Source organism: Actinoplanes missouriensis 431 (assembly GCF_000284295.1).
GTDB lineage: Bacteria > Actinomycetota > Actinomycetes > Mycobacteriales > Micromonosporaceae > Actinoplanes > Actinoplanes missouriensis.
In genome coordinates this window covers 5,797,873-5,818,573 of the sequence record NC_017093.1, presented here as the reverse complement: position 1 = coordinate 5,818,573, position 20,701 = coordinate 5,797,873, and the positions used below count along the sequence as shown (strand labels likewise).

19 protein-coding genes are annotated in these 20,701 nt (G+C 71.1%); 7 read left to right on the top strand and 12 right to left on the bottom strand.

Features of this window, described 5'->3' with window-relative positions; genetic code table 11:
- Window positions 1–48 precede the first annotated feature (48 nt).
- The gene (locus AMIS_RS26880; protein ID WP_014445574.1) at window positions 49–318 is read left to right on the top strand and encodes a type II toxin-antitoxin system Phd/YefM family antitoxin; all 270 of its coding nucleotides are present in this window, start codon (window positions 49–51) and stop codon (window positions 316–318) included.
- Window positions 315–584 carry a Txe/YoeB family addiction module toxin gene (locus AMIS_RS26875; RefSeq protein WP_014445573.1) on the top strand — a complete coding sequence of 90 codons (270 nt, stop codon included), beginning with the start codon at window positions 315–317 and terminating at the stop codon, window positions 582–584. The genes AMIS_RS26880 and AMIS_RS26875 overlap by 4 nt, the downstream gene beginning before the upstream one ends.
- Before the next feature lie 222 nt (window positions 585–806).
- Here the strand turns inward: AMIS_RS26875 and AMIS_RS26870 are convergent, their stop codons facing one another.
- Window positions 807–1,058 carry a PspC domain-containing protein gene (locus tag AMIS_RS26870; RefSeq protein WP_041830088.1) on the bottom strand — a complete coding sequence of 84 codons (252 nt, stop codon included), beginning with the start codon at window positions 1,056–1,058 and terminating at the stop codon, window positions 807–809.
- Between the two features lie 195 nt (window positions 1,059–1,253).
- On the opposite strand from AMIS_RS26870, the gene AMIS_RS26865 reads away from it, so the two are divergent.
- Window positions 1,254–3,008 (top strand): serine/threonine protein kinase, encoded by a 1,755-nt coding sequence (locus tag AMIS_RS26865; RefSeq protein ID WP_014445571.1) that lies wholly within the window; start codon window positions 1,254–1,256, stop codon window positions 3,006–3,008.
- Between the two features lie 22 nt (window positions 3,009–3,030).
- Here AMIS_RS26865 and AMIS_RS26860 read toward each other — a convergent pair whose 3' ends face one another.
- Window positions 3,031–5,460 carry a Tex family protein gene (locus tag AMIS_RS26860; RefSeq protein ID WP_014445570.1) on the bottom strand — a complete coding sequence of 810 codons (2,430 nt, stop codon included), beginning with the start codon at window positions 5,458–5,460 and terminating at the stop codon, window positions 3,031–3,033.
- Between the two features lie 560 nt (window positions 5,461–6,020).
- Here AMIS_RS26860 and AMIS_RS26855 point away from each other — a divergent pair.
- Entirely contained in the window at window positions 6,021–6,740 is a 720-nt protein-coding gene (locus AMIS_RS26855; RefSeq protein ID WP_014445569.1) for a PP2C family protein-serine/threonine phosphatase, read from the top strand.
- Between the two features lies 1 nt (window position 6,741).
- Here the strand turns inward: AMIS_RS26855 and AMIS_RS26850 are convergent, their stop codons facing one another.
- On the bottom strand, window positions 6,742–7,116 hold the full coding sequence (locus tag AMIS_RS26850; protein WP_014445568.1) for an MmcQ/YjbR family DNA-binding protein: 375 nt from the start codon (window positions 7,114–7,116) through the stop codon (window positions 6,742–6,744).
- Between the two features lie 24 nt (window positions 7,117–7,140).
- Between AMIS_RS26850 and AMIS_RS26845 the strand changes: the two genes are divergently transcribed.
- The gene (locus tag AMIS_RS26845; protein ID WP_014445567.1) at window positions 7,141–7,695 is read left to right on the top strand and encodes a GNAT family N-acetyltransferase; all 555 of its coding nucleotides are present in this window, start codon (window positions 7,141–7,143) and stop codon (window positions 7,693–7,695) included.
- Here the strand turns inward: AMIS_RS26845 and glgB are convergent.
- The 5 genes from glgB to AMIS_RS26820 all read right to left on the bottom strand — a co-directional run bounded on the left by glgB (window position 7,683) and on the right by AMIS_RS26820 (window position 15,848).
- Window positions 7,683–9,788 (bottom strand): 1,4-alpha-glucan branching protein GlgB, encoded by a 2,106-nt coding sequence (gene glgB, locus AMIS_RS26840; RefSeq protein WP_041831310.1) that lies wholly within the window; start codon window positions 9,786–9,788, stop codon window positions 7,683–7,685. The genes AMIS_RS26845 and glgB overlap by 13 nt on opposite strands.
- Before the next feature lie 68 nt (window positions 9,789–9,856).
- Window positions 9,857–11,170, bottom strand: coding sequence for a maltokinase N-terminal cap-like domain-containing protein (locus AMIS_RS26835; RefSeq protein ID WP_014445565.1), 1,314 nt, complete (start codon window positions 11,168–11,170; stop codon window positions 9,857–9,859).
- Window positions 11,167–12,924, bottom strand: a complete 1,758-nt coding sequence (gene treS, locus AMIS_RS26830; RefSeq protein ID WP_014445564.1) for a maltose alpha-D-glucosyltransferase — start codon at window positions 12,922–12,924, stop codon at window positions 11,167–11,169. The genes AMIS_RS26835 and treS overlap by 4 nt, the downstream gene beginning before the upstream one ends.
- Window positions 12,925–12,934: 10 nt before the next feature.
- The gene (locus AMIS_RS26825) at window positions 12,935–14,899 is read right to left on the bottom strand and encodes an alpha-1,4-glucan--maltose-1-phosphate maltosyltransferase (protein ID WP_014445563.1); all 1,965 of its coding nucleotides are present in this window, start codon (window positions 14,897–14,899) and stop codon (window positions 12,935–12,937) included.
- Window positions 14,900–15,035: 136 nt separating this feature from the next.
- Window positions 15,036–15,848 carry a spermidine synthase gene (locus AMIS_RS26820; protein WP_014445562.1) on the bottom strand — a complete coding sequence of 271 codons (813 nt, stop codon included), beginning with the start codon at window positions 15,846–15,848 and terminating at the stop codon, window positions 15,036–15,038.
- A 93-nt stretch (window positions 15,849–15,941) separates the two neighbouring features.
- Between AMIS_RS26820 and AMIS_RS26815 the strand changes: the two genes are divergently transcribed.
- Entirely contained in the window at window positions 15,942–16,541 is a 600-nt protein-coding gene (locus AMIS_RS26815) for a hypothetical protein (protein ID WP_014445561.1), read from the top strand.
- 161 nt (window positions 16,542–16,702) lie between these two features.
- Here AMIS_RS26815 and AMIS_RS26810 read toward each other — a convergent pair whose 3' ends face one another.
- Both AMIS_RS26810 and ppgK read right to left on the bottom strand, forming a co-directional pair.
- Complete coding sequence (locus tag AMIS_RS26810; protein ID WP_014445560.1) at window positions 16,703–17,170, bottom strand: PPOX class F420-dependent oxidoreductase; 468 nt, start codon at window positions 17,168–17,170, stop codon at window positions 16,703–16,705.
- 22 nt (window positions 17,171–17,192) lie between these two features.
- Window positions 17,193–17,996, bottom strand: coding sequence for a polyphosphate--glucose phosphotransferase (gene ppgK / locus AMIS_RS26805; protein ID WP_014445559.1), 804 nt, complete (start codon window positions 17,994–17,996; stop codon window positions 17,193–17,195).
- Between the two features lie 227 nt (window positions 17,997–18,223).
- Here ppgK and AMIS_RS26800 point away from each other — a divergent pair, with 227 nt between their 5' ends.
- Entirely contained in the window at window positions 18,224–18,991 is a 768-nt protein-coding gene (locus AMIS_RS26800) for an RNA polymerase sigma factor SigF (protein WP_014445558.1), read from the top strand.
- A gap of 36 nt (window positions 18,992–19,027) precedes the next feature.
- On the opposite strand, the gene AMIS_RS26795 is transcribed toward AMIS_RS26800, so the two are convergent.
- Together AMIS_RS26795 and AMIS_RS26790 are read right to left on the bottom strand one after the other, a co-directional pair.
- Window positions 19,028–19,624: a general stress protein gene (locus AMIS_RS26795; RefSeq protein ID WP_014445557.1), complete on the bottom strand. Its 597-nt coding sequence runs from the start codon at window positions 19,622–19,624 to the stop codon at window positions 19,028–19,030.
- Window positions 19,621–20,535: a phosphatase PAP2 family protein gene (locus AMIS_RS26790; protein WP_231859096.1), complete on the bottom strand. Its 915-nt coding sequence runs from the start codon at window positions 20,533–20,535 to the stop codon at window positions 19,621–19,623. Before AMIS_RS26790 ends, AMIS_RS26795 begins: the two co-directional genes overlap by 4 nt.
- Window positions 20,536–20,701: the final 166 nt, after the last annotated feature.

Sequence of the window (20,701 nt, the reverse complement as noted above, 5' to 3'; positions counted from 1 at the left end):
GCCTCGGCGGAGCCGTTGTGCGATATGACGTACAAATGGGGAGGGGCCATGAAGGTGATCACCGCTTCTGACCTGCGGGCGAACCTCGCGAACGTGTTCGACGCCATCGAGAATGACGCGGAACACCTGGTCGTCACACGCAGCGGACACGAACCGATGGTCGTGATGCCCAAGAGCGACTACGACGCATGGCGCGAGACGGAGTATCTCTCCCGCGGCGCCAACGGCCGAGAACTACGCCGCCGCATCACGGAGATGGAGGAGGGCACGCACGTCCAGCACGATCTGGTGGAACCGGAAGAGCAAGGCGCCGCGTGAAGCTCGTCTGGCACCCGGATGCGCGGGACGAGTACGTGGGCTGGCAGTCCGGCGACCGGAAGGTCCTCAAAAGGATCAACACGCTGATCAGGGACATCCAGCGGGGTGATGGCGGTGGCATCGGCAAGCCGGAGCTGATCGAGGGGGACCTGTCCGGCTGGGCGTCACGGCGTATCACCGATGAGCACCGGCTCGTGTATCGCGTGACCGACTCCCGCGGCCAGATCGAGATCCTGTCCTGTCGTCACCACTACGGGGACCGCTAGCGGCGGCTCATTCCTCCGCCTGCCGCTGCCGGCCCTGCTGATCCGATGTGCCGGGCGGGTCGTCCGCGCTGCGCCCGGCAAGGAGATCGCGGAGGTACACGACTACCACGACCCGGAGCTCCGATCCTCGCCGTCTCGTGGCAGCGCCGGATGCCTGGATATCGGGCGCTCGGGTTCGCCCGGCCGCCGCTGGGGGCGGGCCGGGCAACGTCGGGCCTGGGGTCAGAAGGAGGCGGGCGGGGTGGGTGTGGGGGACCAGGCGGGCTTCTCGGCCGGCATCAGGAGCCAGAGGACCGGGTAGATCAGGATCTGGCTGCCCGGGATCACGAAGAGGATCAGTACGAAGAGGAGCCGGGCGATCCACGGGTCCAGGCCGAACCGGCGGGCCAGACCTGCGCAGACACCGCCGATCATCCGGCCGTCCTGCGGGCGGACCAGGCCCTGGCGGGCCATCGAGTCGTGCACGGCGTTCATGGTGGGTCTCGCTTTCCGGTAGTGGCTTGTGCACCAAGCGTGCGCCCCGCCGGCCGCCGTAACCATCCGGCGATGCCCGGATCCGACCCTGAGAGACTGCTCCGGGACACCGGGGAGAGGGCTCCGGGAGGAACGCGGGAGATCCCGCCCTATACAGTGCAGCCGGCGACAAAGAGCGGCCGGGGGGCGTTTGCGATGGTCGATGGAACACTGCCGGGGGAACGGACCGCGCCGCTGCGGCCGAGGGATCCGAAAAGCCTCGGCGACTACCAGCTGGTGGGTCGCCTGGGCGAGGGCGGGATGGGCACGGTCTACCTGGCGAAGACCGCCGCCGGTGTGCTCGTCGCGGTCAAGATGGTGCGTGCCGACCTGGCGCACGACGACGAGTTCCGGCGCCGGTTCCGCAGCGAGGTGAACCGGGCCCGGCAGGTGCCGCCGTTCTGCACCGCCGAGGTGCTCGACGCCGACCCCGACCACGAGCACCCCTATCTCGTCGTGGAGTATGTGGACGGTCCCACCCTGGCCGAGGTGGTCGAGGAGCGCGGGCCGCTGACCAGCGCCAACCTGCACGGCGTCGCGATCGGGGTGGCCACCGCGCTGACCGCCATCCACGGCGCCGGGGTGATCCACCGGGACCTGAAGCCGCGCAACGTGCTGCTGGCGCCGGGCAGCCCCAAGGTGATCGACTTCGGGATCGCCCGGGCCATGGAGGCGACGAGCGCGAACACCCGTACCGACCAGATGGTGGGCACGGTGGCGTACATGGCGCCGGAGCGGTTCGGCACCGACGCGGACGCCCCGGTCACCCCGGCCGCGGACGTGTTCGCGTGGGGGAGCGTGGTGGCGTACGCGGGCACCGGGCGGACGCCGTTCTCCGCGGACTCGCCGCCGGCCACCGCGGCCCGGATCCTCACCCAGCCGCCGCGGCTGGACGGCCTCAGCGGACCCCTGCGGGACCTGGTGGCACACGCCCTGGAGAAGGATCCGGCGAACCGGCCGAGCGCCCGGGAGCTGCTGGACCTGCTGGTCTCCTCCGGTGAGCGGCCGGCCGCCACCGCGGCCGCCTTCGCCGACCAGCCGGACCTGAAGGCCGCGGCGGTCGAGGCGCAGTCGGTGACCGGGTACGCGCCGCTGCTCAGCATCCCGCCCGGGATGGTCGGCTACGACGAGAACTCGATCGTCACGGTGCCGATCTCGGAGGCGCCGACCATGGTGGGCGCGCCGGCCGGGCCGAAGCCGCCGCCGCGGGCCGGCCGCCGCTGGGCGCTGCCCGTCGGTGTCGCCGTGCTGGTCGCCGCGGTGGTGGCCGGCGCGGTGATGCTGGCCCTGTCGCTGCGCCACCCGGGCGGCGACGGCGACGGCGCCACCCCGGGCGGCGGGATCACGCCGGGGCAGGCGCTGATCGACGACGGGTTGCGCAGCCAGCTGTTCTGGCGGCCGACCACGATGCCGAGCGAGACGGCGAGCTGCTCGTTCGACGACGCCCTGGTGGTGCACCGGGAGATCGAGGGCACCTACCGGTGCAGCGGCCCGCTCGACGCGATGCCCGCCGACCTGCGCGCCGAGGTGGGGGTGCGGCTGGTCACCAAGGACAGCTGCGCGGCGATCTGGTTCCGCTTCCAGGACTACGTGGGGTACCAGCTGCGGATCTGCGAGCGGAACGTCTATCTCGGGGTGCACCGGGACGGCAAGATCAAGGTGCTGAAGACGTTCCCGATCGCGGACGCGCGGATCCAGCTGGGCGCCGCGCCGACCCGGATCGGGATCTCCTACACCGGGGACTACTTCGAGGTGTTCCGCGACGGCACGCTGCTCGGCTCGGCCACGCTGACCGACAAGAAGATCACCGGCGGTCAGGTGGTGCTGGGCATCTTCACCGAGCGCGACGCCGCGCGGAAGGGCCCCTACGAGGTGGCGTTCACCGATGTGAAGATCTGGGCCGCCGGCTGACGGCCCCGATCGTCACCGCTTCCTAGTCGCGGGTCAGCCCGGCCCGGCGCAGCGCGTCGGCCATGGCGCTGTTGCCGAAGCTGTTCCCGCCGCCCTGACGTCCACCCTGACCGCCGCGCTGGCCGCCCTGCTGGCGTGGCTGCCCACCACGCTGCTGACCGCCCTGACGGCCGCCCTGACCGCCCTGCCGGTCACCCTGACCACCCTGACCGCCCTGCCGGTCACCTCGGCTGCCCTGGCCGCCGCGCTGGCCGCCCCGGTCCTCGCGCGGGCCCCGGGCCTTCGCCGGGTCGTCCTGCAGACGCATGGAGAGCGAGATCCGCTTGCGGACCGGGTCGACCTCCAGGACGCGGACCTTCACCACGTCACCGGACTTGACCACCTCGCGCGGGTCCTGGACGAACTTGTCGGAGAGCGCCGAGACGTGCACGAGACCGTCCTGGTGCACGCCGATGTCGACGAACGCGCCGAACGCCGCCACGTTGGTGACCTGACCCTCCAGGATCATGCCGGGTGAAAGATCCGCGATCTTCTCGACGCCCTCGGCGAAGGTCGCCGTGGTGAACGCCGGGCGCGGGTCGCGGCCGGGCTTCTCCAGCTCCTTGAGGATGTCCGTGACGGTCGGCAGGCCGACGGTGTCGGTCACGAACTTCTCCGGCCGGATCGCCTTCAGCAGCGGGCTGTTGCCGATCAGCGTCGCGATGTCGGCGCCGGCGTCGGCCGCGATGGTCCGGACCACCGGGTACGACTCCGGGTGCACGCTGGAGAAGTCGAGCGGGTCCTCGCCGCCCGAGATCCGCAGGAAGCCCGCGCACTGCTCGAACGCCTTCGGGCCGAGCCGCTGCACCTTGCGGATCTCCTGGCGGCTCTTGAAGGGCCCGTTCTGGTCGCGGTGCAGCACGATGTTCTCGGCGAGGCCCGCGGTGATCCCGGAGACCCGGGTGAGCAGTGGCGCGGAGGCGGTGTTGACGTCCACGCCGACGCCGTTCACACAGTCCTCGACGACCGCGTCCAGCGACCGGGCCAGCTTCACCTCGGAGATGTCGTGCTGGTACTGCCCGACGCCGATCGACTTCGGGTCGATCTTGACGAGCTCGGCCAGCGGGTCCTGCAGGCGGCGGGCGATCGAGACGGCGCCGCGCAGCGACACGTCCATGCCGGGCAGCTCCTGCGAGGCGTACGCCGACGCCGAGTAGACCGACGCGCCGGCCTCGGAGACGACCACCTTGGTCAGGTTCGCCTCCGGGTGCCGCTTGATCAGGTCGGCGGCGAGCTTGTCGGTCTCCCGGGACGCGGTGCCGTTGCCGATCGCGATCAGCTCGACGTTGTGCTTCGAGGCGAGCGCGGCCAGCCGGTGGATCGACTCGTCCCACTTGTTCTGCGGCACGTGCGGGTAGATCGTGTCGGTGGCGACCACCTTGCCTGTCGCGTCGACCACGGCCACCTTCACGCCGGTCCGGAAGCCCGGGTCCAGGCCCATCGTGGCGCGGGTGCCGGCCGGTGCGGCGAGCAGCAGGTCCCGCAGGTTCGCCGCGAAGACCCGGACCGCCTCGTCCTCGGCCGCCTCGCGCAGCCGCACCCGCAGGTCGGCGCCGAGGTGGATCAGGATCCGGGTACGCCACGCCCACCGCACCGTGTCGACCAGCCACTTGTCGCCGGGCCGGCCGTGGTCGCTGATGCCGTTGCGGCCGGCGATGCGGCCCTCGAAGTAGCCCTCGTCCTCCTCCGGGTGCGGCTCCATGGTGAGCTCGAGGACGTCCTCCTTCTCGCCGCGCAGCATCGCCAGGATGCGGTGCGAGGGAAGCTTCGCGTACGGCTCGGCGAAGTCGAAGTAGTCGGAGAACTTCGCGCCGTCGGTCTCCTTGCCGGCCCGCACCTTGGCGACCAGGCGGCCGCGTCGCCACATCTGCTCGCGCAGGTCACCGATCAGGTCGGCGTCCTCGGCGAACCGCTCGATCAGGATGGCCCGGGCGCCGTCCAGGGCGGCCTGTGCGTCGGCGACGCCCTTCTCGGCGTCCACGAACGCCGCGGCGGCCGCGCGCGGGTCGACCGAGGGGTCGCCCAGCAGGCCCTCGGCGAGCGGCTCCAGGCCGGCCTCCCGGGCGATCTGCGCCTTGGTCCGCCGCTTCGGCTTGAACGGCAGGTAGATGTCCTCCAGGCGGGCCTTCGTGTCGGCCTCGAGGATCTGCTGCTCGAGCGCGTCGTCGAGCTTGCCCTGGGAGCGGATCGACTCCAGCACCGCGGCCCGCCGGTCCTCCAGCTCCCGCAGGTAACCGAGGCGCTCCTCGAGCGTGCGCAGCTGCGCGTCGTCGAGGGTGCCGGTCACCTCCTTGCGGTAGCGGGCGATGAACGGCACCGTGGCGCCGCCGTCGAGCAGCTCGACGGCCGCGGTGACCTGTCCTTCCCGGACCCCGAGTTCCGAGGCGATGCGCTGATGGATAGCTGTCGTCACGCCGACGATTGTTACCGAGGCCGCTGTGCGTTGTCGCGCCGCCCCGCGCGGAGGGCTCTCGAGGGTCACCGCGCGGACGACGCCGCCAGGGTCCGGGAGCCCGGCGCGCCCGGATGTGGTAGAGCGTCGTGGCGGATCGCGCGGGGCGCCACCCCGGTGCGCGGCCGCACCGGCGTGTACCGCTCGCGGGGGACGCCGGGATCGGGTTCGAACCGGGCGGGAGCGTCCTCGCGTACCCCGATGTCGCGAATGTCACGATCGGCCGGGGCCGCGCCCGGCCCCGTCGCCGGGCGCCGGTGGACGCGCCCGTGCCCCGCCGGACAGCGGCCCGATCGGCTCCCCGGCGCGCGGGAAAGCCCCCGCCGACGCGCTACTCCCGGTCCCCTGATCGCCTCTGACCAGCACGATCACCGGTGTCACCCGGGTGCGCACGCGGGCACCGGCGCGCCGGCGCCCGTCCGGCGGCGGTGCGCGACCCACCAGTGTCACCGCCGTCATCAGCGCACACTACGTAGGAGGTACTAGAGACAACGGAATTGGGCTTTGGCACTCTTAGCACCATGACGCTTGCTGTCCGGGCGGTCGCCGCCACTGATCAGGGCCTGGTCCGGTCCAACAACGAAGACGCCGTCTTCGTCGGTAATCGACTCTTCGTGGTGGCGGACGGCATGGGCGGGCTCCCCGCCGGCGAGCTGGCGAGCGACATCCTCGTGCAGACGCTCAGCACCGTCGACACCTCGCCGGACACCGGCGAGCCGCTGCAGGATCTGATCGCCGCGCTGCAGACCGCGAACCAGCGCATCGAGGCCGCCGTCGCCGACGACGACGCGCGCGACGGCATGGGTACGACGGTGACCGCCCTGCTGCTCTCCGGCGACCGCCTGGCCGCCCTGAACGTCGGCGACTCCCGCTGCTACCTGCTGCGCGACGGCGAATTCCAGCAGCTCACCCGGGACGACACCTACGTCCAGGCGCTTGTCGACCAGGGCGTGCTCACCCCGGACGACGCCCGCCGCCACCCGCAGCGCGCCCTCGTGACGCAGGCCGTGCAGGGCGGTCCGTTCCGCCCGGCCGGCCGGATGATCCCGGCCCGGGTGGGTGACCGCTATCTGCTCTGCAGCGACGGCCTGTCCGATTACGTGGAGGACGCGGTGATCGCCCAGACGCTGCGCGAGGTGGCCGACCGCAAGGAGTGCGCGGGCCGGCTGGTGCAGCGGACGCTGGACAACGGCGCCCCGGACAACGTGACGGTCATCGTCGCCGACGTCGTCGAGGCCTGACTCACTGCTGCGAGGTCTCCTCCAGGCGGGTGACCAGGGACTTCGGGGCCACGGTGCGGAAGGCGTCGGTGCAGAGCTCGGCGATCTCGGTCCAGTCCGGGCCGGCGTCGAGGCGGACGCCGAGCCAGCCGCGGTGGCCGACGTAGGGCGGGCGGAAGAAGCGGGCCGGGTCGGCGGCGATCAGCTCCTCCTGGGCGCCGGGCGGGGCCGCGCACCACAGGTGGGGGAAGTCGTGGTCGTGGTGGCCGTCCGGCCAGAGCATGACGAACTGCCTGCGGTCGCGGACGAAGAAGGCCGGGGCGCCGTGGCTGGGGCGCTCGGCGGCCTCGGGCAGGCGCAGGCAGATCGCCCGCACCCGGTCGGTCACTGTCGGCATGCCGCTATTGTCGTGCCCGTGCTGATGGCGACGGAACGGCTCACCCTGCGGCGTTTCCGGGCGTCCGACGCGCCGCGGCTGGCGGAGTACCGGTCGGATCCGCTCGTGGCCCGCTATCAGTCGTGGGACGCGCCGTTCCCCCTCGACCGGGCGGAGGTCGCGGTGCGCAACTTCGCCGCCGGCTCACCGGACGAGGCCGGCCATTTCCAGTACGCGGTGGAGCTCACCGCCGAACGGGTGCTCATCGGGGACGTCTACGTGCGCCTGCACGACAACCTCAGACAGGCCGAGATCGGCTTCACGGTCGACACCCCGTACCAGAGGAGGGGTTTCGGTGTTGAGGCCGTCAGCGCGGTGCTGGACCGGCTCTTCCGGCAGCAGGGCCTGCACCGGGTGATGGGGGAGTGCGACGCGCGGAACACGGCGTCGGCGGCGCTGCTGGAGCGGCTGGGTTTCCAGCGGGAGGGGCGGCTGCGCCAGCAGACGTTCATCAAGGGGGAGTGGACCGACGACCTGCTCTACGGCCTGCTCGCCCCCGAGTGGCTCGGGGGCGAGCAGAAGGAACCTCAGCCCTCGTAGCGCAGCCAGAGCGCGCCGAGCGGCGGCACGCGCAGCGCGGCCGAGGCGTCGAAGCCGTGCCACGGCACGTGCTCGGCCTCCACGGCGCCCATGTTGCCGACGCCGGAGCCGCCGTAGATCTCACTGTCCGTGTTGATCACCTCGGTCCAGCGGCCGGCCCGGGGCAGGCCGATCCGGTAGCCCTCGTGCGGGACCGCGGCGAAGTTGACGATGCAGGCCAGGGTGTCGCCGTTCGGCGTGAAGCGGACGAACGAGAACGTGTTGTGCTGTGAGTCCTCGCTGGTGATCCACCGGAAGCCGGCCGGGTTGGTGTCCTGGCTCCACAGCGCGGGCGACTCACGGTAGACCCGGTTCAGGTCGCTCACCAGCGTCTTCACGCCGGCCCGCTGCGGGTCCTCGAGCAGGTCCCAGTGCAGGCCGCCGCTCTCGTTCCACTCCTTCTCGTCGCCCATCTCGGCGCCCATGAAGAGCAGCTGCTTGCCGGTGAACGCCCACATGAAGCCGAGCAGGGCGCGGGTGTTGGCCAGCTTCTGCCAGGTGTCGCCGGGCATCTTGCCGGTGAGCGAGCCCTTGCCGTGCACCACCTCGTCGTGGCTGATCGGCAGGATGTAGTTCTCGCTCCACGCGTAGACCGTCGCGAACGTCATCTGGTGGTGGTGCCACTGCCGGTAGATCGGCTCCTTCTCGATGTACGAGAGGGTGTCGTTCATCCAGCCCATGTTCCACTTGAAGCCGAACCCGAGGCCGCCCAGGTGGGTGGGGCGGGTGACGCCCGGCCACGCGGTGGACTCCTCGGCGATCGTCATGACCCCGGGGTGGTGCTTGTAGACGGTCGCGTTCATCTCCTGCAGGAAGCTGATCGCGTCCAGGTTCTCCCGGCCGCCGTACTGGTTCGGGGTCCACTCGCCGTCCTTGCGGGAGTAGTCCAGGTAGAGCATCGAGGCGACCGCGTCGACCCGCAGGCCGTCGGCGTGGAACTCCTCGCACCAGTAGAGGGCGTTCGCCACCAGGAAGTTGCGGACCTCCTTGCGGCCGAAGTCGAAGACGTAGGTGCCCCAGTCCGGCTGCTCGCCGCGCCGCCAGTCGCCGTGCTCGTAGAGCGGGGTGCCGTCGAAGCGGGCCAGCGCCCACTCGTCTTTCGGGAAGTGCGCCGGCACCCAGTCGAGGATCACGCCGATGCCGGCCTGGTGCAATTTATCCACCAAGAACCGGAATTCATCCGGGCTGCCGAAGCGCGACGTCGGCGCGTAGTAGCCGGTGACCTGGTAACCCCACGAGCCGCCGAACGGGTGTTCCATGACGGGCATCAGCTCGACGTGCGTGAAGCCGATCTCCAGCACGTACTCCACCAGCTGCTCGGCCAGCTCGGTGTAGGTCAGGCCGGGCCGCCACGAGCCCAGGTGCACCTCGTAGCAGCTGATCGGCTCCTGGTGCCAGGACTTGCGGGCGCGCTCGCGCATCCACTGCTCGTCGTGCCAGGAGTAGGACGACTGGTAGACCACCGACGCGGTGGCCGGCGGCACCTCGGTGTGCTGGGCGACCGGGTCGGCGTGCTCGCGCCACACCCCGTCCCGGCCGAGGATCTTGAACTTGTACTTGGAGCCGATGTGCGCGCTCGGGACGTACAGCTCCCAGACGCCGCTGGAGCCGAGCGAGCGCATCGGCCACCCGTCGTACGGCCCCCAGCCGGAGAAGTCACCGATCACCTGGACGCCCTGCGCGCTCGGCGCCCAGACCGCGAACGCCACGCCGGTGCCGCGCGGCTGCGCGCCGAGCACCTTCCAGAGCTTCTCGTGCCGGCCCTCGCCGATCAGGTGCAGGTCCAGCTCACCGAGGGTGGGCAGGTGCCGGTACGGGTCGTCGCACTGGGTCCCGTCCACGTCCAGCCGGTAGTCCAGCACGGTGCCGGCCAGCTCGGCCGCGAAGATGCCGTCCGGGTGCACCGCGGTCATCTCGGTGCGCTCGCCGTCGTGCAGGACCGCCACCGTCGTCGCTCCCTTGCGCAGGGCCCGGATCACGGTGTGCCCGCCGTGCGGGTGGGCGCCGAGGATGGCGTGCGGATCGTGGGTCGCCCCGGAGATCACGCTGTCCATGGCGCGCTGGTCGGCGGCGAGGCGCGAGGTGGTGTTCCCGATCATGGTGGTTCTGTCCTCCGGGGTGGTCATCCGACGAGCCGGGTGATGGAGCGCAGGGGGATCCGCAGCCATCCCGGGCGGTGCCGGGCTTCGTAAGCGGCCTCGTAGACCGCCTTGTCCAGCTCGTACGCCGACAGCAGCGCCCCCTGCTCGCGGGGGTCGGCGCCGGCCACGTTGGTGTACCCGTCGCAGAACGCGGCCCGGTTGCGGTCCACCCACTCGCGGGCGCGGGCCGCCAGGTGCTCGTCGTCGTCCTGGTCGACGAGCAACTGGTAGGCCGCGTACTCGTAGGAGCGCAGCACGCCGGCGACGTCGCGCAGCGGCGAGTCCGGCATCCGGCGCTCGTCGAGCGGCTGGCCCGGCTCGCCCTCGAAGTCGATCAGCAGCCAGGCCTCCGGGGTGCGCAGCACCTGGCCGAGGTGCAGGTCGCCGTGCACCCGCTGGACGACCACCTCCGCGCCGGTCAGCGCCTCGAACCGCGCGGTGATCGCCGGGACGAACTGCTGCAGCTCCGGCACCGCGGCGGCGGCGGTGCGCAGCCGGGCCAGGACGGCGTCCAGCGGGAACGGCGCTGGACCGGTGCCGAGCTCCTCGGCGAGGGTCCGGTGCACCGAGGCGACCGCCTCGCCGAGCCGGTACGACTCGCCCTGGAAGTCCCCGCCCACCTCGTCGGCGCGCATCTCCGCGTCGGCGAACAGGTCCCGCGCGGACGCGGTCGCCATCGCCCAGCCCTCGGCCGAGTTCGCCGCGTACTCGGTGACCATGCCGAGCGAGCACGGGCCGCTGTCGTCGGCCGACTGCAGCGAGCCGAGCAGCCGGGCCACGTGCGGGTTGCCGGCCCGGCCGAGCACCCGGTTGAGCTCGATGTCCGGGTTGACGCCGCAGGTGACCCGCCGGAACAGCTTGAGGATCGCGTCCTCGTCGAAGATCACGCTGGTGTTGCTCTGCTCGGCGTCGAAGACCCGCGGCCACGCCTCCAGGGGCAGCTCGACGCCGGGCTCCTTCTCGAACGTCACGTCGCCGGCGGTGGCCGAGGTGTCGACCAGCCCGAGCAGGTGGCGGGTGGCCCGTGGGTCGTAGAGCGCGTCGTAGCCGTCCCGGCCGTCGTCGGCCGTGCCGATCGAGGCGATCGTGCTGTACTCGGGCAGCGGGCCGTCACCCCAGCCGACCATCACCTGGTAGCGCTCGGAGCTGCCGTCGGTGTACTCCACGTCGACGAGGACCAGGTCCAGCTCCTCGCCCAGCGGCGTCGCGGACGCCTCCTTGACGGACGCGAGCACCCGGCTGCGCCCCGCGTACCAGCGTTGTTTCGGCAACCACTCGGCGAAAGGCAGCGTCATTGCTTCTCCTCCGACCCGCACAACTGGAACCAGTAGAAGCCGTGTCCCGGAAGGGTCAGAAGGTACGGCAACTGCCCGATCCGCGGGAAGTTGACGTGCCCGGTGAGCTCGACCGGTGTGTACCCGTTCCAGTGCTGCAGGTTCAGCTCGATCGGCTGGGGGAAGCGGGACAGGTTGTTCACGCAGAGCACGACGTCGTCGCCGTACTCGCGCAGGTACGCCAGGACCGACGGGTTGGAGCCGCCCAGCTCGCGGAACGTGCCCACGGCGAACGCCTCGTGCCGGCGGCGGACCGCCAGCATGGTCCGGGTCCAGTTCAGCAACGACGTGGCGCTGTCCCGCTGGGCCTCCACGTTGACCGCCTGGTACCCGTACACCGGGTCCTGGTTGACCGGCAGGTAGAGCCGGCCCGGTGTGGCGGTGGAGAAGCCGGCGTTGCGGTCCGGCGTCCACTGCATCGGGGTACGCACACCGTCGCGGTCGCCCAGCCAGATGTTGTCGCCCATGCCGATCTCGTCGCCGTAGTAGAGCACCGGCGAGCCGGGCAGCGACAGCAGCATGGCGGTGAACAGCTCGATCTGGTTGCGGTCGTTCTCCAGCAGCGGGGCGAGCCGGCGGCGGATGCCGACGTTCGCCTTCATCCGCGGGTCCTTGGCGTACTCCGAGTACATGTAGTCGCGCTCTTCGTCGGTGACCATCTCGAGCGTCAGCTCGTCGTGGTTACGCAGGAAGATGCCCCACTGGCAGTTGTCCGGGATGGCCGGCGTGTTCGCCAGGATCTCCGAGATCGGGAACCGCGACTCGCGCCGGACCGCCATGAAGATGCGCGGCATCAGCGGGAAGTGGAACGCCATGTGGCACTCGTCGCCGCCGCTGCGCGGATCGCCGAAGTACTCCACCACGTCGGCCGGCCACTGGTTCGCCTCGGCCAGCAGCACCCGGCCGGGGAACTCGTCGTCGATCACCTTGCGGCAGTGCTTGAGGAACGCGTGGGTGGCCGGCAGGTTCTCGCAGTTGGTGCCCTCCTCCTCGAAGAGGTAGGGCACCGCGTCCAGCCGGAAACCGTCGATGCCGAGGTCCAGCCAGAACCGCAGGACGTCCATCATGGCCTCCTGCACCTTGGGGTTCTCGTAGTTGAGATCCGGCTGGTGCGAGAAGAACCGGTGCCAGTAGAACTGCCGCCGGACCGGGTCGAACGTCCAGTTCGACTCCTCGGTGTCGACGAAGATGATCCGGGCGTCCTTGTACTTGTCGCTGGTGTCGTTCCAGACGTAGAAGTCGCCGTACGGGCCGTCGGGGTCGTGCCGCGACGCCTGGAACCACGGGTGCGAGTCCGAGGTGTGGTTCATGACCAGGTCGGTGATCACGCGGATGCCGCGCTTGTGCGCCGCGTCCAGCAGCGCCACGAAGTCCTCGACCGTGCCGAACTCGGGCAGCACCTTGTAGAAGTCACGGATGTCGTACCCGCCGTCGCGCAGCGGCGAGTCGTAGAACGGCGGCAGCCAGAGGCAGTCCACGCCGAGCCACTGCAGGTAGTCCAGCCGCTCGATCAGGCCGCGCAGGTCGCCGCCGCCGTCCGAGCCCGAGTCGTAGAACGCGCGCACCAGCACTTCGTAGAAGACCGCGCGCTGGAACCAGGTGCGGTCGGCGGGGAGCGCCCGGGCGTGGCCGAAGTCGTCGGAGGTCGGGTGCTCGACCACACCGTCCTCGGTGTGGCTCCCCTCGACCGGATCGTGCTCGCTCGTCAACTCCATCGTGTTCCCCCTACCCCGTCTGCACGACGAAGATGTGTGCCGGCTCGACGTACGGGTCGATCCGGACCGCGTTGAACTGACCCCACTCGTACGTCGCCCCGGTGATCTGGTCGACCACGGTGAACCGGTCGTGCCAGCCGAGGCCGAGCGCCGCCATGTCGAGTGTGGTGTTGCCCCATTGCACGTTGCTGGAATCGAACGAGACGATCACCAGAATCGTGTTCCCGGTCTCGTCGTCCCGCTTCGAGAAGCAGAGCATCGCGCCGTTGTCGACCTCGTGGAAGCGCAGGTTGCGCAGCCAGTGCAGGGCGGGGTTCTCGTCCCGGATCCGGTTGAGCCGGGTCAGGTACGGCGCGAGCGACCGTCCCGCCCGCTCGGCCCCGGCCCAGTCGCGGGGCTTCAGCTCGAACTTCTCGTTGTCGATGTACTCCTCGGCGCCGGGGCGGGCGACGTGCTCGAACAGTTCGTATCCCGAGTACATGCCCCAGGACGGGGTCAGCATCGTCGCCAGCACCGCGCGGATCTTGAACATCGGCGGGCCGCCGTGCTGCAGGGACTCGTGCAGGATGTCGGGGGTGTTCGGCCAGAAGTTCGGCCGCATCCAGTCGAGCGTGGTGAGCAGCTGCTCCATGTACTCCCGCATCTCCCAGGCGGTGGTGCGCCAGGTGAAGTACGTGTAGGACTGCGTGAAGCCGATCTTGCCGAGCCCGTTCATCATGGCCGGGCGGGTGAACGCCTCGGCCAGGAAGAGCACGTCCGGGTCGCTCTCCTTGACCTTGGGGATCAGCCACTGCCAGAAGTTGACCGCCTTGGTGTGCGGGTTGTCGACGCGGAAGATCTTCACGCCGTTGTTCACCCAGTGCATCACCACGCGGTAGACCTCGTCGCGCAGCGTGCGGTAGTCGTTGTCCCAGTTGATCGGGTAGATGTCCTGGTACTTCTTGGGCGGGTTCTCGGCGAACGCGATGGTGCCGTCGGCGCGGGTGGTGAAGAACTGCGGGTACTGCTTGACCCACGGGTGGTCCGGCGCGGCCTGCAGCGCCAGGTCGAGCGCCACCTCCATGCCCAGTTCCTCGGTGCGCTCCCGGAAGTACCGGAAGTCGTCGAGCGTGCCGAGCTGCGGGTGGATCGCGTCGTGGCCGCCCTCGTCCGAGCCGATCGCCCACGGCGAGCCGACGTCCTCCGGGCGGGCCACCAGGGTGTTGTTCCGGCCCTTGCGGTTGATCTTGCCGATCGGGTGGATCGGCGGCAGGTAGACCACGTTGAAGCCCATCGCCGCGACCGCCGGCAGGCGCTCGGCCGCGGTCCGGAAGGTGCCGTGCTTGATCGGCGTGGCGTCCGGGCCGATCTCGGCGCCTTCGGAGCGCGGGAAGAACTCGTACCACGAGGAGTAGAGGGCGCGCTTGCGGTCCACCCAGAGCGCGAACGAGCGGGTCGTGGTGACCAGCTGCCGCACCGGGTTGTGCCAGAGCAGCTCCTCCAGCTCCACGCCGGGCGTCACCCGGGCGAAGAGCGACCGCTGCTCGTCACGGAGCGCGGCGGCCGCCTCGCGGACCCGCTCCTCGTCCTCGGCCGGCACGATCTTCACGGCGAGGTCCAGGATCTCGGCGCCCTCGGCCAGGTCGTTCGCCAGGTCCTCCAGGCCCTGCCCGGCCTCGATCTTCTTGACCACGGCGTTGCGCCAGGTCCGGTACGGATCGTCGAACGCCTCCACCGTGAACGTCCACCGGCCCACCTGGTCCGGGCGGATCGTGGCGTGCCACTGGTCCAGGCCCGGCGCGCCCGGGGCCATCCGGGTGAACGGCTTGGTCTCGCCGTCCGGGCCGCGCCATACCACGTTCACGCCGAGCGCGTGGTGTCCTTCCCGATAGGACACGGCGGAAACCGGGACCACTTCGCCGACCACCGCCTTCGCGGGGTAGCGGCCACCGGAAACGGCCGGTGTCACGTCTTCGATCGGGAAGCGTCCGGTCATGATCTCCACCGTAGTCAGAGGGGCGCGGGAGGACTCGGCGACCGGGAAAACCACCGCCGGCGTCTCTATGACTTCTCCGCAGTGGAGGAGATGAAACCGGCCGATCGCCGATGCGTCTCAACCTACCGGAGCACACCTACCGCGGCGCATCCAGACGCGGCCGCGCGCCGCCGGAAAACACGACAAGTTCACCTGCTCGCAACAGGCGCTCGTCACGCTCGGTAGGCACCCGGGGGACAGCGCCGGCCAGCAGCACCACGTTGCCGGCCCGCCGTCCGCGCAGCACAGCGGCCGGTCCGAGCAGTCCGGCCCGGTCGAACGCCGCGCGCACGGTCGCCACCTGGATCCGCGTCCACGCCAGAGGTGGGACATCCGTCACGTTCATGATCAGAAGTCCGCCGGGGCGCAGCGCGCGGGCCGCCGCGGACGCGAATCCGAGCGTCGCCACGGAGACCGGCGTGGCGGCGCCGTCGAACACGTCCGCGACGATCAGGTCGTACCCCCGCGGGTCCTCGGTCTCCAGGATCGCGCGCGCGTCGCCCACCTCGATCTCCACCCCTGGAGGCGGCGGAAGTTCCCGCCGGACCAGATCGACGAGCAGGGGATCGAGCTCCACCACCTTCTGCGCGACGCCCGGCCACCACCGGGCCGCCAGGCGCGGCACGGTCAGCGCACCCCCACCCAGATGCAGGATCCGATTGGGTACGCCTGAAGCAGTCCCGCCGGAAGCAGTCCGGCCCGAGGCGCTCCACGCCCGCAGCGCGCGACCGATCTGACGCACGTAGGGGAACTCCAGGCGCTCCGGGTCAGCAAGATCGACATACGACTGCGGCACGTCGTTGACCAGCAGCGTCCAGCCCTGCGGACGCGCCGGATCGGGCCGCAGCTCGGCCTGCCCGGACGCCACCGTCACGACCAGGGGAGCGCCTCGGTTGCCGTGCGTTGCCATCGAGGAACCTTACTCAAGAGCGGGCCCGGGCACCCGAGCTATACCCCTGACGCCAGCCGGACCCGGCAGGCGCCTGAGGGAGGAGAGCAACACGTGGCCGGACCGTCGACCGCACTGTCCCCGGTGATCGCCGCCAGCACCCACTGGCTGGCCCGCGCCTACCCCGGCGGTGAGTCAAACACGGTCGCCTGCACCCTCGCCGAGCTCCAGGCCCGCCAGGCCGTCACGGTCGCCGCGTGGCTGCGCTACCCCACCGAGATCGACGCCGCGCTGGTCGCGATCGCCGGCCCCGGTGGCTCCGCCCTGCTCGACTGGAAGGCCGGCAGCGAGCCCGAGGACGAGTACGCCGACGGCGAGGGCTGGCGCACCTGGGTCGACGAGGTCGTCGTCAGCTGGGCCGCCTGCCTGCTCGCCGACCCGATGCTGGCCCGCCGCGGCGTCGACTCGGTGATCGCCGCGCTGCCCGCCATCCCCGACCCGCGGCCCCGCCCGCACGCCCGGCGCGGCGGCGGCCTGCCCAACGAGTTCCGCCGGTTGCTGCAGCCCGACGCCCGCGACCGCGAGGCCGCCGTGCTGCTGCGCCACCCCGACCTGCTGGAGCCGATCGCGGCGATGCACCGCGACTCGCTGCTGTACCTGCTCGACGCTGAGCCTGCTGGCCTCGCTCCGCTCGGCGGGGATCGCGCCCTCTGACGCCGGTGTCGAGGGCGCCGAAATCGACCACGGCTCCGCCTCGCCGATTTCGGAGCCCTCGACACCGGCGGGCGCGATCCGACTCGGGTTGCGCTGACCCCATGAACGAGCAAGGCCGGCATCCTCCTGTCCTCCTGGGGTGCCGGCCTTGCTTGGTTGTCTCAGTCGTCGGCCAGGCGGGGCGGGAAGCCGCCGGTGGCGATCGGGCCCCACGACTCGATCGTCACGCGGATCAGGCACTTGCCCTGGTCGCGCATGGCCTGGCGGTACTCGTCCCAATCCGGGTGCTCGCCGGAGATGACCCGGAAGTACTCCACCAGCGGCTCGACCGCGTCCGGCAGGTCGATCACCTCGGCCACCCCGTCGACCTGCACCCACGCGCCGTTCCACTCGTCCGACAGCACGCAGACGCTGACCCGCGGGTCGCGGCGGACGTTCGCCACCTTGGCCCGCTCCGGGTAGCTGGAGATGACGATCCGGCCCTCGGTGTCCACGCCGCACGTGTTCGGCGACGACTGTGGGCGGCCGTCCTTGCGGGTGGTCATCAGGATCGCGTGGTGCCGATGCCGCAGAAATGCGAGCAGCTCGTCCCGGCCGACCCGGTTGTTCGTCGCGATGGTGCGCGCCATTACCCCGTACCCCCTCGGTTTGTCAGCTCTTGGCGGCCTGCGCCGCCGCATCCACCTGGATCGCACCGGGGTCCTGCCCGCCGGGACCGGCTGCGGCCTGCTCGGCGCTGACCGCCGCGCCGATGATGCCGGCGTTGTTCAGCAGGGTGGCCGCGACCATCGGGGTCCGGATGTCGATCAGCGGGAAGAACTTCTCCGACTTCTTGCTCACGCCGCCGCCGATCACGAAGAGCCGGGGCGAGAGCAGCATCTCGACGTGCCGCAGGTACTTCTCCACCCGCGGCGCCCAGTGCTCCCAGGACAGCTCCTTCTGCTCCCGGATCCGGTCCGAGGCGAGCAGCTCCGCGTCCTTGCCGTCGATCTCCAGGTGGCCCAGCTCGGTGTTCGGGATCAGCACGCCGTCCAGGAACAGCGCGCTGCCGATGCCGGTGCCCAGCGTGACCATCATGATCAGGCCGGACTGGTCACGCCCCGCGCCGAACGCCACCTCGGCGGCGCCCGCCGCGTCCGCGTCGTTGAGCACGGTGGCCGGCTTGCCCAGCCGCTCGGTGAAGAGCTTGGCGGCGGGCGCGTCGAGCCACGACTTGTCCACGTTCGCCGCGCTGCGGGTCACCCCGTCGACGACGACGCCGGGGAAGGTGATGCCGACCCGCTCGAAGTCGCCGAACCTCTCGGCGACCTCGGCCACCGCTTCCACGACGCTCTCCACGGTCGCCGGCTGGGGGGTGGGCACGCGGAACCGCTCAGCGAGCAGCTCACCGCGCACCGTGTCGACCGGGGCGCCTTTCACGCCGGAGCCGCCGATGTCGATGCCGAGGATGGTCATCCGTCTTCCTTCTCCCGCTCAGGTGCTTGCCGTTGCGTGTCTACCACGCGGATTCCGGGTGAGCTTTCCGGGCTCGTCCGGATGAATTCGTTCCGGTGTTCCCGCATTCACGCAACGTCACTCATCCTTTCGGCTAGGCGCGAGTAGGCTTCTCGGATAGCGTTGCACTTCAGAACGGTCGCCGCTCGCGGGCACGGCTCTCTGCCCGCTGTGATGGAGGACCTGACATGACAGTTCTGGACACCGCGCCGACCAGCGCGGCCGACCGGCTCGCCGCCCTCGCGGCCGTGCCGGCCGGCGATCCGGCCCGAGCGGCTCTGCGGGACCGGGCCATCGAGGCCTGGCTTCCGCTCGCCCGCCATCTCGCCCATCGGTACTCCGGTCGCGGCGAGCCCACCGACGACCTGATCCAGACCGCGACCGTCGGCCTGATCAAGGCGGTCGACAAGTTCGACCCGGAGCGTGGGGTCGACTTCGCCGGCTACGCGATCCCGACGATCATCGGGGAGATCAAGCGGCACTTCCGGGACCGGACCTGGTCCGTGCGGGTGCCGCGCCGGTTGCAGGAGCTGCGGCTGGCGATAACCGAGGCGAACAGCACGCTCACCCACACTCTCGGACGCTCGCCGACCGTGCCGGACATAGCCGGCCATCTCGGGATCAGCGAGGAGGACGTGCTCGAAGGGCTGGAGGGCGCCCGCGCCTACAACGCCACCAGCCTGTCCACGCCGATCTCCGCCGACGGGAACACCGAGCTGGGGGACACCCTCGGGTGCGAGGACCACGAGTACGAGATCGCGGAGACGCGGGTCGCGCTCGGGCCGGCGCTGGCGATGCTTGACGAGCGGGAGCAGCGGATCCTGACGCTGCGGTTCTACGGCAATCTCACCCAGTCGCAGATCGCCGACCAGGTGGGGATCTCGCAGATGCACGTGTCGCGGTTGCTGACCAAGGCGCTGACGAAGCTGCGGCGTCAGCTGGACGGCGAGATCTAGTGTGCCGGGCCGCTCAGGCCCGGCAACCCCGATGACTCACTGCGCCCCGCTGGCCCGCCAGTTCAGCTGCACCAGCAGGTGCCGTGCCTCGTCCGCCACCTCGGCGTCGGCGATCACCGCGTACTGCGCCGCCTGCAGCGAGCTCCGCGACGAGAAGTCGCGCCGCCCACCGGTGGCCGCGTGCGCGATGGCGCCGAAGATCGCGCCCCAGATCGCGCCGATGATCACCGTGGTGAGGATGACGCCCAGCCAGCCGCTGTCGCTGAAGATCCCGAAGAGCAGGCCGATGAAGAGGCCGAACCAGGCGCCGCTGGCCGCGCCGGCCGCCGCCGCCCGGGCCGTGGTGAGCCGTCCCAGCACGGTCTCGACGAGGCGCAGGTCGGTGCCGACGATGGAGACCCGCTCGACCGGGAACTTGTTGTCCGACAGGTGGTCGACGGCCTGCTGGGCCTGCGCGTACTCCGGGTAGGTGCCGACCACCACGGTGGGACCGGCCGGCGCCGCGGCGGCCGGGGTCTGTGCGGGCAGCGTCGGCACACCGGCCGGCCCGGGCGGAACCGAGCCGCCGGCGGGCGCGCCCGGACCGGGAACGCCGGGTGCGGGTGTGGTCGGATCGTTCGACGGCAGTGTCATTTGGTGCCTCCCAGGTTGGGCCGGCCGGCCGGCGGTTCGTCCGCCGTGAGCCGCACCCAGAGAATGAACGTACCGGCGACGCAGGCCACGATGCCCGCACTGCCGGTGAGAAACGCGAACCGCTCGGACACGAAGCCGGGGGAGCCGCGTTCGGCCAGGGCCACGGCGAGCAGGCCGAGGAGGCCGGCCGCGGCGGTCACCGCTCCGGTCACCGCGAGGACCGCCATGACCAGCATGTTCGGCAGCTGGAGCGGGCGGGGCGCGCCGGCCCGCCGCATCCGGACGGCCCAGACGGCCACGCCGCCGCAGGCGAGGACGATCAGCAGCGCGGCGACGGCGTCGCTCGGGCGGTGCCACTCGGCCCAGACGGTGGCGATCGCGACGAGCGTGACGTAGCCGGCGCCGATCAGGCCGATGGTGCCGCGCAGCGCCCGGGGGAAGACCAGCACCAGCACGAACGCGACCGAGGCGGCGGCGGTGACGTGGCCGCTGGGGAACGAGTTCGGCATCGCCAGGCCGTCCAGGTCGGGCCGGGTCAGGTGCGACTTGAGGTACTGGGTCGTCAGATTCGCGGCACCCACCACGAACGCGGCGCCGATCGACAGGTCGAGGCGGCGCCGGAGCACACCGAACGCGGCGGCCAGCACGCAGACCAGGGCGAGCAGCGTGAGGTGGGTGTACTGCAGGGCCTTGCTCAGCACGTCGGCCACCCGCGGGTGGTCGACGTCGCCGCCGGACATCACGGCGGTGTCGACGGCCTGGCCGAGCGGGGTCCGGACGAACGTGTAGTAGGTGACCGCGACCCCGGCGGCGGCGAGCACGCTGACGAGCAGCGGCGTGACCGTGTGCCGGAGGCTGCGGGAGGGCGCGGCCACGGCGGTCCGTGCCGGCTGCGGCGCGACGGTCGTCAACGGGACCTCCAAGTGCGGCGGGTGATGCCGACACGGCTTTCCCCGTCGCGCGGGTTCTCAAGCACACCTGTCACCCCGGCCACAGAGGACTCACGGCACATCACGGCAACGCAGCCGCACCCTGATGGAATCCGGGCCCGCACCACGAGGCCGGGACCTTCGTACG